Source organism: Micromonospora sp. NPDC000663 (assembly GCF_042898105.1).
Classification (GTDB): domain Bacteria; phylum Actinomycetota; class Actinomycetes; order Mycobacteriales; family Micromonosporaceae; genus Micromonospora.
Genome location: NZ_JBIAYR010000001.1, coordinates 730,736 through 742,782 on the forward strand (window position 1 = coordinate 730,736; position 12,047 = coordinate 742,782).

8 protein-coding genes are annotated in these 12,047 nt (G+C 70.7%); 4 read left to right on the forward strand and 4 right to left on the reverse strand.

Features of this window, described 5'->3' with window-relative positions; translation table 11 throughout:
* Window positions 1-35: 35 nt before the first annotated feature.
* A complete protein-coding gene (locus tag ACFY1S_RS03545; protein ID WP_387112487.1) occupies window positions 36-593 on the forward strand; it encodes a hypothetical protein in 558 nt (185 codons plus the stop codon).
* Between the two features lie 41 nt (window positions 594-634).
* Here ACFY1S_RS03545 and ACFY1S_RS03550 read toward each other — a convergent pair whose 3' ends face one another.
* Both ACFY1S_RS03550 and ACFY1S_RS03555 read right to left on the reverse strand, forming a co-directional pair.
* A complete protein-coding gene (locus tag ACFY1S_RS03550; RefSeq protein WP_387112490.1) occupies window positions 635-2,179 on the reverse strand; it encodes a sigma-70 family RNA polymerase sigma factor in 1,545 nt (514 codons plus the stop codon).
* A gap of 76 nt (window positions 2,180-2,255) precedes the next feature.
* Window positions 2,256-2,726: a TspO/MBR family protein gene (locus tag ACFY1S_RS03555; RefSeq protein ID WP_387112493.1), complete on the reverse strand. Its 471-nt coding sequence runs from the start codon at window positions 2,724-2,726 to the stop codon at window positions 2,256-2,258.
* A gap of 273 nt (window positions 2,727-2,999) precedes the next feature.
* Here ACFY1S_RS03555 and ACFY1S_RS03560 point away from each other — a divergent pair, with 273 nt between their 5' ends.
* Both ACFY1S_RS03560 and ACFY1S_RS03565 read left to right on the forward strand, forming a co-directional pair.
* Window positions 3,000-5,483, forward strand: coding sequence for a M14 family metallopeptidase (locus ACFY1S_RS03560; protein WP_387112496.1), 2,484 nt, complete (start codon window positions 3,000-3,002; stop codon window positions 5,481-5,483).
* A 225-nt stretch (window positions 5,484-5,708) separates the two neighbouring features.
* Window positions 5,709-6,842: an aromatic acid exporter family protein gene (locus tag ACFY1S_RS03565; protein WP_387112499.1), complete on the forward strand. Its 1,134-nt coding sequence runs from the start codon at window positions 5,709-5,711 to the stop codon at window positions 6,840-6,842.
* Between the two features lie 48 nt (window positions 6,843-6,890).
* On the opposite strand, the gene ACFY1S_RS03570 is transcribed toward ACFY1S_RS03565, so the two are convergent.
* The gene (locus tag ACFY1S_RS03570) at window positions 6,891-8,570 is read right to left on the reverse strand and encodes a Na+/H+ antiporter (RefSeq protein WP_387112503.1); all 1,680 of its coding nucleotides are present in this window, start codon (window positions 8,568-8,570) and stop codon (window positions 6,891-6,893) included.
* A gap of 237 nt (window positions 8,571-8,807) precedes the next feature.
* Window positions 8,808-8,957, reverse strand: a complete 150-nt coding sequence (locus ACFY1S_RS03575; protein ID WP_354818367.1) for a hypothetical protein — start codon at window positions 8,955-8,957, stop codon at window positions 8,808-8,810.
* Here ACFY1S_RS03575 and ACFY1S_RS03580 point away from each other — a divergent pair.
* Window positions 8,956-11,940, forward strand: coding sequence for a glycoside hydrolase family 3 C-terminal domain-containing protein (locus tag ACFY1S_RS03580; RefSeq protein WP_387112507.1), 2,985 nt, complete (start codon window positions 8,956-8,958; stop codon window positions 11,938-11,940). The genes ACFY1S_RS03575 and ACFY1S_RS03580 overlap by 2 nt on opposite strands.
* The last annotated feature ends 107 nt before the right edge of the window (window positions 11,941-12,047 follow it).

Below are 12,047 nucleotides of genomic sequence, written 5' to 3' on the forward strand. Positions count from 1 at the left end.
TTCGCGGTTGGCATCGACGACGACGGGGGTACGGGGTGGGCGACGAGAGGCTCGACGATGGAGGTTTTCGGGGCGGGTTCGACCTGCTCGTCACACCTGACGTCAGGTACACGCGGTTGCTGCGACGGGATCTGCGGCGGATGAGTTGGCTGTTCGTCATCTCGGGCCTGCTGCTGTCGGTCACGAGCCTCGGTACGTTCACTGCCGATGGTGGCTGGCTCTTCGCCGGGCTGTTCGGCCTCCCGTTCGGGGTGGTGTGGATCGTCGCCGGGCTGATCAACGGTTCGGCGTACCTGCGACGCCACGCCGAGTTGCGCGCGCCGGTGCGATACGTGTTCACCGCGGAGGCCATCGAGTGGCACACCGCCCACGCGGCGCTGCGGCTGCCGTGGACGGCGATCAGGCACGCCGTTCGGTTGCGCGAGGCGTACCGCCTGGACTGCGCGGACCAGCAGCCGCGGTACCTGTGCCGGACGACGCTGACCCCGGCTGAGGACGCGCGGGTGGCCGCGTACCTCGATGAGCGGGTGGCCGCGCGGCTGGCCGCCGAGGCGTCCGTGCGGCCGATGCCACCGGTCGGGGGCGGGGCGTAGGCGGGCCGGCCCGGCGACGACAGTCGCCGGGCCGGAGAGCCTCAGTAGTCGATGTTGATGGCGGCGATCTGGCGGGTGCCGTTGAAGACGATGGCGGGGCCGGCGAAGCGGGAGCTGGCGTAGGTCAGTGCCGTCTTGTGGCCGGGACTGTTGAACCAGGCCTCGATCATCTGCTCGGGCGAGGAGTTGCCCGAGGACGCCCACAGGACCTCGTGCCCGCAGTGTTCGAAGGTGCCGGCGTCCAGGTTCTGCTTCACGCAGGTCTCCGCGGCGTTCTGCTCGTTGGTGCGCATCTTGACTTCGGGCAGCCCGAGCGCGCTGCGTCGCTCGTTGAGCAGCACCAGCAGGCGTTGTTCGGCGGCGGACACGCCGGCCGGCAGGGCGGCCGACTTGTTGGCCGACCTGGTCGGTGTCGGGGTGGGCTTCGGTGCTGTGGTTCGTGTCGCCGACCGGCTGGGGGTGGGGCTCGGCTGCGCGGTGGTCGGGGAGGGTTCGGGTGCCGTGGGGGAGGGCGACTCGGTCGCGGGGCCGTCGGTCTCGGCGGCGAGGTCGGTGCTCGCGGTCGAGGGCTGGGCCTCGGCGACGCTCGCGGGCTGCTTCGTCGGCTCGTCGCCATAGGTGGTGAGGATGAGCCCGCCCCCTCCGAGCACGGCGACGGCGGCGACGGCGCCCACCAGGGTCTTGGGCAGGGACAGGGCCGTGAGGTGGGCCTTGTGCACCAGCCCGGCCTTCGCGTGCGCGCCCACCGACGCGGCGGCCTCCGACGAGGAGACGAGGTGCACCTGGTGGGAGACGTCCGAGGCGAGGTGGGTCGGGACCGGCGTGAGCGCGAGGCCGGCGAGCAGCCGCTCGGCGGGAACCAGGTCCGATGTGGTGTTCGGGCAGTACGTGCAGTCGCGGATGTGTCGTGCGAGGCGCTTGCGCCACACCGGCGCGGGTTGGCCGTCCCAGTCGGAGGCCGTGTCGATGAGGCCGGCGCAGCCGGGCCGGGCGATGAGGGCCCGTACGACCAGCCGTGCGATGTCCAACTGTGCCTTCATCCGGGCCACCCGGACGGTCACGTGGTGGGGGTCGATCTGCAGCGCGTCGACGAGGTCGGCGCGGGTGAGGTGACCGGCCTCGACCAGCCACCACAGCGAGAGCAGGTGCCTGTGGTCGTCGTCCAGCCAGCGGGTGGCCAGGACCACCTCCCGGCGCTGGTCGGACAGGCGTAGCTGGGTCAGGGTCAGGTCCTCGAAGTCGGAACCCGGGGCGACCATGTTGTCGATGTCCTCCGGCGGCGTCGGTGTGGTGTGCCGGTGCTGCCGGTAGGCACGGACCTCGTTCATGGTGACGGCCACCAGCCAGGACCGGAAGAGCCGCGGATCGCGTACGCCCGCCAGGCCTCGTACGACGCTCAACATCGTGTTCTGCACCACGTCGTCGACGTCCGCGGAACGGCTCATCGCCCGGCCCACGATGTTGTAGACCAGGGGCAGGTAGTGCGAGACCAGTTCGTCGGTCGCGGCGTGGTCGCCGCGGCGGGCCGCGTCCACCACCGCCGTCAGGTCGGTTCTGTTCGGGTACGCGTGATAGGTCACGCTCACAACCTCACCTTCACGGGACATCCTCGTACACCGTGGAGATGGGTTGACACCCGCACAGGTCACACAAACTGAGCTGTCACCTGTCGCTGTTGAGGCGGACGATGGCGCTGTTGAGCACGGTGGCGAAGAGCGTCCACGCGGCGTACGGGGCCAGTGCGGCACCGGCGACGTGGTCGGCACGGGAGGCGCGGCGGACGAGCGCGAAGTTCGAGGCGTTGAGGGCGACGATCTCGGCCAGCGCGACGGTGGGCCTGCGGGCCTTGAAGAACAGCGCGCTCCACCCGAAGTTGAGAGCCAGGTTGAGCGCGTAGGCGCGGGTGAACGCCGCGCGATCGGCGCCGCTGGTGCGGTCCAGCACGCGGGCGCCGGCCACCGCGATCAACGCGTACAGCGGCGTCCACGCCAACGGGAACGCCACGGGCGGTGGCTGCCAGCTCGGCTTGCGCAGCCGCCGGTACCAGCCGTTGGAGGTGTCGTTCACCGCCGTACCGGCGGCGGCCGTGACGGTGACCGCCGCCGCGGTCTTGACCAGGGTTGGTAGTCGCATGGTGTTCAGCTACCCGGCCGGCGGCGGATCAAGCGCGGGCGGTCACCGGGACTCGGCGAAGGCGGGCGACCGCTACCCCCGCGATGCCTCAAGTAATGCTCAAATTACGTTGATCCGAGCTGATGCCGTCGAAGATCCGCATACGCTCACCGGACTCGCGCACGGCCCCCGGACCTTCCCGCCACGCCAACCATCGCCCGTGCCCAGACCCAGGATGCGCGAGCGTCAACCGTCCGTCCTTTATGGATCATTACGAACACGAAGGAGGGGATAATGCGACGCAGACAACGGCGCATCGCGTTCGTGGCGCTGCCCGCCCTGTTGGCCGGCGTCCTCGTGTCGACCGGTCCGGCGGGCGCGGATCCCGCGCTGTCGACCGCCACCGCCGGCTCCGCACGAGCTGAGCTCGAGACCCGCGACCAGGTACGCCGCGTACACGTCAAGCTGGCCGGCGCCGACATGCTGGACCGGGTTGTCGCCGCCGGCTTCGACCTCGAACACGGCCTCAAGCGGGTGCCGACCGGCATCGAGGGCGAGGCGGTGGTCACCGCCGAACAGATCGCCGAACTGACGGCGATGGGCGTCGAGGTCCTCGGCGACGACGAGGGCTTCGCCTGGAGCGACCAAGCCGACGGCGGCATCCAGGGCAACGCCGCCGCCCGCGCCGCGCAGCCGGCCAGCCACGAGGCGACCGTGCGGATCGCCCGTGCCGACTGGTTCACCACCAAGGGCCAGGGCTTCCTGTACGTCGAGGCACGCACCACCGAGGGGCAGCAGGCCGAACCGGTAGTCGAGATGCAGCTCGAGAACGACTCGGGCAGGGGCACGTCCTTCGGCTTCCCCCGGACGATGAGCCGGTTCGTCGACTCCGGGCAGTACATGTTCCACAGGAACCTGTTCAAGCTCGATGCCCGGCCGAACCAGATCCGGGTCACCAGCTCGACCGGCGGCGTCACCACCGGCAAGGTCTCCGACTGGCTGGAGGACGCCCCGCCGCCGCTGACGGCGAACCCGTCCTACAAGTCGGACTTCGTGGACGGCTACAAGCACCCGCAGCAGCTCTACAGCCGCGCGAAGGAGATAGCCCGCCAGTACCCGGACATCGCCGAGATCGTCTACCTGCCGAACCAGACAAACGGCTACCAGCGCAAGGCGCAGGCCACGATCGGCGGTACGGGCCAGTCGGCGGTGGTGGTCAGCTCGGCGGCGTGGGGCCATGAGGGTGGCAACGACATCACAGTCGAGTTCGTGGGCCGGCCGGGGGCGGACCTCCCGCTCACCGTGGAGGTCGCCGGCAAGGCGGTCCGCGTCCTGCTCGCGACGGACGCCTCAGGTGCGCCGGCGAGTACCGCCACCCAGGTGGCGGACGCGCTGAAGGCCCGGTCCCAGGGCCTCATCGACCGGGCGCACCCGTACCGCACCAACGCGGGCACCGGAGTCGTCGCGCCGACGGCCGGCCCGGTCGCGTTGACCGACTTCCTCGACCAGAAGCGCGTCGGAGCGCCGGAGGGTGAGGTGCCGCGGGGCCCGGTCACCATTCCCGTCCTGCGGATCGGCAAGCACCGTGACGGCAAGAAGCCAGGCGTCCTGATCCAGGCCCAGGACCACGCCCGCGAGTGGGTGCCGGCGACGACCAGCCTGGAGTCGGCCGAGCGCCTGGTGCACAACTACCGGTCCGACCGGGAGACGAAGAAGATCGTCGACAACACCGACGTCTTCTTCATCCTCTCCAACAACCCCGACGGGGCGAACTACAGCTTCTACAACTTCGCCTCCCAGCGGAAGAACATGACGAACCACTGCCCGGACGCGACAGCCGATCCGGGGCAGCGAAACTCCTGGGGCGTCGACCTGAACCGGAACTACCGGGTCGGGTCGGGCCACGACGGCTACGCGGGCGGGTCGACCAACTGTGTCAGCGGCACGTACCAGGGGCCGGAGGAGCTGTCCGAGCCCGAGTCGAAGAACATCATCTGGCTGGTCGAGAAGTACTCGAACATCAAGTTCATGATGTCCGTGCACTCGAACGGCGGTCAGCTGTTCTGGCAGCCCGGCGCGTACATCGCGGACGGGCGGATCACCACGCCGCGCCCGCCGCTCGGTGACGAGGCGTTCTACTGGCAGTCGGCGTCCCGGATCCTGTCGCAGGTAAAGGCCCACCGGGAGACGGTCGTGACGCCGGAGAACGTCGGCGGCTCGTCCGACGTCCTCTACTCCTCGGCCGGCAACGTGCGCGAGGACCTGTACTACACGTACGGGATCTACGCCTTCGGCTGGGAGGTCGGCGGCTCGGTCTACAACCCGGCCACCGGCGACTGGCAGGGCGGCTCGTTCCAGCCGGAGTGGGCGGGCGACCCCGAGCTGGTAAGCGGTCATGCCGAGACGATGGAGTACGCCAACGGGATCATGGAGATGTTCCGGGTCGCGGCGGACTGGGGCCGGGACCGGAAGGACCCGACGTCCGAGCTCGTTCCCGGCGCGGGGAAGTACCGCGGGCCGGTAGACGTGCGCTTCGAGACGAGCGAGCCGGCCACCATCTACTACACGACCGACGGCAGCCGTCCCACGCTCCAGTCGCCCCGTTATGCGGCTACCGAGTTCCGGGAGCCGGGGCAGGTGTTCCACGTGACCGAGACGACGACGTTCAAGTGGTTCTCGGTGGACAGCGCCGGCAACATCGAGAAGAACTACGACCCGACGAAGAACGACAGGCGCAACAACTACCGTACGGCGACGATCAGGATCGCCAAGCTGTAGAGCCCGTCCCGTGATCGTTGCCTCGCCGGTGCAGGTCACCGCACCGGCGAGGCAACTGTCGTGCGGGCCCCCAACCGGGCCGGCCCGCTGGGGGCGCCCGCGCACCGCCGGGATAGGTCCGTGTCTGGCGGGTATGCGGCGCGCATGCCCGCGAGCGAGGAGCCGGCAGACGACGTGGGCCCGGCACCACGAGGGCGGTTTCGTGCTTTCTGGGCATCTCTGCACGTGCGGGAACGGTCGGAGCGCACGCTGCGCATCCGCGCCTGGCGGCTGCGCCTGTTCGGCCTGCTCGCCGTGCAGGCCGGCGTCGCGGCGGCGATCACCTGGTTCGTGTCGCGTCACTTCCTGCACAATCCCAGCCCGGTCCTGGCACCCACCACTGCGGTAGGCATCGTCGCGGCCTCGATGGGGTCACGCGTGCGGCGCACCGTCGAGCTGCTGGCCGGTATCACCCTCGGGCTCGCCGCCGGTGACCTGCTCATGCCGTTCTTCGGCGTTGGACCCTGGCAGACCGGCGTCGTCGTCGTGCTGGCGATCATCGTCGCCGTCCTGCTCAAGGGAGGTGGTTCCCTGCTCGTCCAGGCCGGCGGCACCGCGGTGCTCATCGCCACCCTGGAGCCGCCCGTGCGCGAACTGTCCATCCCCCGCTTCGTCGACGCCGCACTCGGTGGGCTGATCGGGATCGCTGTCGGTCTGTTGTTGGTGCCCATCCACCCGCAACGGACGCTGCAGCGTCTGGCGGGGCCGCTCGTCGAGCGGGCGGTGGCCGCCCTGACCGACCTCGCCAGGGCACTGCGTGCCCGCGATCTTGGCAAGGTCGAGGGGAGCCTGAACACCATGCGGGACCTCGGCCCTCAGCTCACCGCGCTGGACGAAGGGCTCAGCGCCGCCGAGGAGGTGGTGCGACTGGCGCCCCTCCGCTGGCGCGAACGGCCCTCCCTGGCCTTCCACGCGGCGTACATCAGGCATTTGGAACGCAGCCTGCACAGCTGCCGATCCATGGCACGACGACTCACGAAGGCCCTCAGGGACGACGAACCGATACCTGGGGAGTTTCCCACAGCCATCGACCTGCTCGCCAACAGCGCTTGGGCCCTGCGGTGCTCGATCTGCTCGCACAACGAGCCGCGAGATCCGCGCGAGCAGCTCCTGGCGGCGGTCGATCTGGTCGGACGGGCGCAGGGCAAAGCTGCGCGGGACCCGACCCGCCCGCACACCCACCGTCTGGGCTACTCGGGGATGATCGCCGCTGGTGAGCTGCGTCTGGCCGCCCAGGACCTGCTCAGCGCCAGCGGGATGGACGCCGACAAGGCGGCCGCGGCGGTCAGGCGGGCGGGGGAGCCCGACCGTCACGACTGAGCGGCGCCTGTGCCCGAGCAGCCGGAGTGGCGGCGCGGCGCCGCGCGGTCAGCTGGACGCGCGCCTGGGGAGCAGCAGCTCCTCATGATCGAGTTCGCGTTCCAGGACGCGGAATTCCTCGTCGGGCAGCCGGCCCGAGTCGCGCCAGCGCACGAGTTCCTCCCGCTGGGCGTCGATTGCCGTCCGGCGGACCCGCAGCGCCGTCTCGTACTGCGGTGAGGTCGGTATCTCGGACGAGCCGCTCTGTTCGAGCAGGTCGAGCCGCCCGCGGTAGCGCGCCAGGCGGGCCAGCAGCTGCGTACGTGTGGTGTTGACGGCCACCGCGCTGTCCGGTTCCCCGGCGGCGACCTCGTCCAGGCGGGCCAGGGCGGCCTCGACAGCCGCCGAGCGGGCCTCGTTGCGGACGCGGGCCTGGTCGGTCTCGTTGGCGCGTAGGCCGAGCCTGCGCACGAGCGGCGCGAACGTCAGGCCCTGCCCGACGAGTGTCACGAGGACGACCACGAAGGTGCAGAACAGAAGCAGGTCCCGGTCGGGGAAGGGCGCGCCGCTGTTGGTTGTCAACGGCAGGGTGAAGATCGCGGCCAGGCTGATGACCCCACGGGTGCCCGACCAGCTCAACGCGGTCACCTCGCGCAGGGACAGTCGCTGGGCGTTGCGGTCGGCGCGGGCGACCTGCCGGGCGCTGGCGGGCTCATCGGGCTCGTCGGGGTCGGAGATGCCGCCCAAGCGGCTGTGCAGCGACCGCGGGAGGGACTGGGTCAGCACCAGCCAGGCCGGGCGCAGCAGCAGCACCACGCCGACCGACACCGCGACGGCGATGACGATCGTCGACGTCTCGTACTGGCGCAGACCCTTCACGACCTCGGGGAGCTGCTGGCCGATCAGCAGGAAGACGAAGCCTTCGAGCAGGAAGTCGACGAGCCGCCACACCGCGCTGGTCTGCAACCGGGCGGCGCCGGACCCGAGCTGGGGCGTCTGGTGGCCGACGATCAGGCCGGCGATCACCACGGCGAGCACCCCGGAGACGTGCAGTTCCTCGCCCAGCAGGTAGGCCACGAACGGTGTGGCGAGCGAGATGGCGTTCGACAGCAACGGGTCGGTGGTGAGGGGTCGGGCCAGCCGTACCAGCCAGGCGACTGCCGCTCCCACCGCGACCCCGCCGACCGCCGCCAGCACGAACTGGGCGACGGCGGAGGGGAACGAGAATTCGCCGCCCACGGCGGCGGCCACCGCGACGCTGAGCATCGTGAGGGCGGTGGCGTCGTTCAGCAGCCCCTCGCCCTGGATGATCGTGACCATTTTCGGCGGCAGGTTGACCCGGCGACCCACCGCGAGGGCGGCCACCGGGTCGGGCGGGGCGATGGCGGCGCCGACCGCGATCCCGGCGGCAAGTGTCGCGCCGGCGACGAACAGGTGGAACCCGATGCCGACGAGGACGCCTGTGAGAAGCACGAGCAGCACGGACAGGCTGACCACGATGCGCAGGTTGCGGCGGATGTCCAGCAGCGAGGAGTCCAGTGCGGCGCTGTAGAGCAACGGCGGCAGCACGACCATGAGCACGAGGTCGGGATCCAGCCCGATGTTCGGGCCGGGGAGCAGCGCGTACGCGATGCCGATGAGCGGCAGCAGTGCCGCCGCCGGCAGTCCGGTGCGGGCAGCGACCCACCGCACGGCGACGACGACCGCGACGGCGGCGAGCACGAACAGCAACATCGAGTGGGTGCTCACCTGGTGACGTCCCCCTGGAGCGGCGCGAGCGGAATGGACTGCGGGGCCGCGACGCGGCGGCCGGCCGTACCCGTGACACCTGTCGGTGCCGCGAGGACAGCACGGTACGCAGCGGTAACAAGCCTACCCGGGTGATCAACCGGACCGCCCGGTCGACGGCCGGGCGGGATCGTCCCGGCCCGGATCCGTCGGCGGCCACTGGTGCGGTTCATCGGCCCGCATCTATAGTTGCCGAAATCACCAGATCATGGCCGTGGTCCCTGCGGCCGGATCGTCGAAGCGCTTCGACGATCCGTCGTCCAGGCCCGTCAGCCGGGTGTCGAGCCTGGCCACGCCGGTCTCGGCGTCCCCGTGACGTCGGTCGTACGACATGAGGAGAAACCGCATGCGCAACAGGCGACTTCGGCGCGGAATCACCGCGCTCGCGCTCGCACTGCTGGCCCTGCCTGCCGTTCCCGGCACGGCGCTCGCCGAACCCACCTACCCCTTTCGAGATCCCCACCTGCCGGTGAACGCCCGGGTCGACGACCTGATGGGGCGGCTCACGCTGGACGAGAAGATCTCCTGGCTGCACCAGTACCAGCCGGCCATCCCCCGGCTGGGCATCGGCCTGTTCAAGACCGGCACCGAGGCCCTGCACGGGGTTGCCTGGTCGACCGACATCGACGACAACGGGGCCGTCGTCAAGGCCCGCGGCACCTCGTTTCCCCAGCCGGTGGGCATGGCGAGCACCTGGGACACCGACCTGATCAACCGGGTCGGCTCGGCCGTCGGCGACGAGGCGCGCGGCTACCACGCGCAGAACCCGCGGGTCTGGGGCCTCAACCTCTGGGCGCCTGTGGTCAACCTGCTCCGCGATCCCCGCTGGGGTCGCAACGAGGAGGGCTACTCCGAGGACCCGCTGCTCACCGCGGCCATCTCCACTGCCTACGGCTCGGGGATGACAGGCGGTGACCCGGACCACCTCAAGAGCGCACCCACCCTGAAGCACTACCTGGCCTACAACAACGAGGTCCGGCGTGACGTGACCTCGTCCAACGTGCCCCCTCGGGTGCTCAACGAGTACGATCGCGCCGCCTTCAGACCGGCCCTCGCCGCCGACGCGGCGACCGGGGTGATGGCCGCCTACAACCTGGTCAACGGGCGGCCCGCAACTGTCGATCCGGACCTCGCCACGGTGGTCCGCGGCTGGACCGACAGGCCGCTGATGAACGTCACAGACGCCTGGGCCCCGAACAACCTCGTCGCCTCCCAGGGGTACTACGCCACCCAATCCGAGGCCAACGCGGCGATCATCAAGGCCGGGCTGAACAGTTTCATCACCGACGACACGAACGCCCAGCCGACAGTGACGGCCATCAAGCAGGCGCTGGCCGCCGGGCTGCTCACCGAGGGCGACATCGACGCCCGGATCCGGGAGATCCTCAGCGTCCGGTTCCGGCTGGGGGAGTTCGACCCGGGCGGCGGCCGGTACGGCGGCATCACCCCCGACGTCATCAACAGCCCGGAACACCAGCGGCTGGCCCGGCAGGCCGCCGGCGAGGCGATGGTGCTGTTGAAGAACTCCCGGCAGGCCCTGCCCCTGGACCCGACCCGCACCCGCAAGGTGGCCGTGCTCGGCCCGCTGGCCGACACCCTCTACTCCGACTGGTACGGCGGCGACCTGCCGTACGAGGTGACCGCGCTCGACGGCATCCGCGAACGCTTGGGTGACAAGGCCAGGGTGAGCGGGCTCGACGGGGCGGACCGGATAGCGCTGAAGGACACGGCGACCGGCAGGTACGTCTCGGCCACCGGCACCACCGACGCCGACCCCGTCCTCGGGACCGGCGCCACCCCGGCGCTCGTCGCCCAGTTCGACGTGGTGGACTGGGGCCAGGACGTGGTGACGCTGCGCAACGCGGCCAACGGCCGCTACCTCGGCTACAACTGGGGGCCGTTCGTCACCCGGGACGCGCAGCCCAACGGCTGGTACGTCCAGCAGCAGTTCAAGCTGGAGCCGCAGGCCGACGGAACAGTGGTGCTGCGCTACGCCGGCTACGAGACCAAGGAGAGCTGGTTCGGCCCCGACAGGTACGTGACTGTCGGTGCCGACGGCGCCCTGAAGCTCGGCGCGTCCACCCCGGCCGCGGCGACCCACTTCAGTCGCGAGGTGATCAGCAGCGGGATCGACAGGGCCGTGGCGGCGGCCAAGGCGGCCGACACCGCGGTCCTGGTCGTCGGCAGCAACCCGTTCATCAACGGCCGCGAGGCGCACGACCGCACCTCTACCGCGCTGAGCGCCGGCCAGGAGGCGCTGGTCAAGGCCGTGACCAGAGCCAACCCGCGTACGGTGCTGGTCCTCCAGACCAGCTACCCGGTCACCCTGACGTGGGAGCAGCAGCACGTTCCGGCAATCGTCTGGACCACCCACGCGGGCGCGGAGACCGGGCACGCCGTCGCCGACGTCCTGTTCGGTGACCGCAACCCGTCGGGCAGGCTCACCCAGACCTGGTACCGCTCGGACGGGCAACTGCCGCCGGACCTGCTGGAGTACGACATCATCTCGTCCGGGCAGACGTACCTGTACAGCACCGCGAAGCCGCTCTACCCGTTCGGCCACGGGCTGTCGTACACCCGGTTCCGCTACGGCCAGCCGCGCCCCGGCGCCACCTCGGTCGCGGCCGACGGCACGATCTCGGTCAGTGTGGACGTCACCAACACCGGGAGCCGAGCCGGATCCGAGGTGGTGCAGCTCTACACCCACCAGCGCACCTCACGGGTCAGGACTCCGATCCGTCAGCTCAAGGCGTTCCAGCGGGTGGACCTCGCGCCGGGGCAGACCCGTACGGTGGTCCTGCGGCTGCCCGCCGCGGACCTGGCGCACTGGGATGTCACCCGCAGCCGGTGGGTGGTCGAGTCGTCGGTGCACGACCTCATGGTGGGCGCGTCCGCCGGGGAGATCCGGGCGCGGACGCAGATCCGGGTACGCGGTGAGACGGTCCCGGACCGGGACCTGTCCCGGCTGACCCGTGCGGAGAACTTCGACAGGTATTCAGGCGTCCGGCTGCTCGACGAGACCAAGGCCAGCGGCACGGTCGTGGGCGCGACCGGAGCCGGACAGTGGATCGCCTTCGCCGACGCCGCGCTGCGTCCCGGCGCCCGCACCCTCACCGCGCGGGTCGCCCGCGCCGGAGCGGGTACCGGCACGATCCAGGTACGACTGGGGTCGCCGACCGGCCGGCAGCTCGGCACGGTCACGGTGCCCAGCACCGGGGACGACTACCGGTACGTGAGCGTCGAGGCCGACCTGGCACGGGCTGCCGGCACCCACGACGTGTACCTGGTGTTCGACTCCCCGCTGCGGCTGGCGACGTTCAGCATCAGGTGAGCAGGCCCGGGCCGGGGCGGTGGCACGCCCCGGCCCGGCCTGGTGCCGAATTCATCTGATGACCGGACGGTAGCGCTGAGACCGGTGGGCCGATCAGCGCCGGTCAC

Coding starts and splice junctions, on each gene's coding strand:
- ACFY1S_RS03555 (WP_387112493.1), bottom strand. CDS start 2,726: ATGCGACTACCAACCCTGGTCAAGACCGCGGCGGCGGTCACCGTCACG.
- ACFY1S_RS03560 (WP_387112496.1), top strand. CDS start 3,000: ATGCGACGCAGACAACGGCGCATCGCGTTCGTGGCGCTGCCCGCCCTG.
- ACFY1S_RS03580 (WP_387112507.1), top strand. CDS start 8,956: ATGCGCAACAGGCGACTTCGGCGCGGAATCACCGCGCTCGCGCTCGCA.
- ACFY1S_RS03575 (WP_354818367.1), bottom strand. CDS start 8,957: ATGCGGTTTCTCCTCATGTCGTACGACCGACGTCACGGGGACGCCGAG.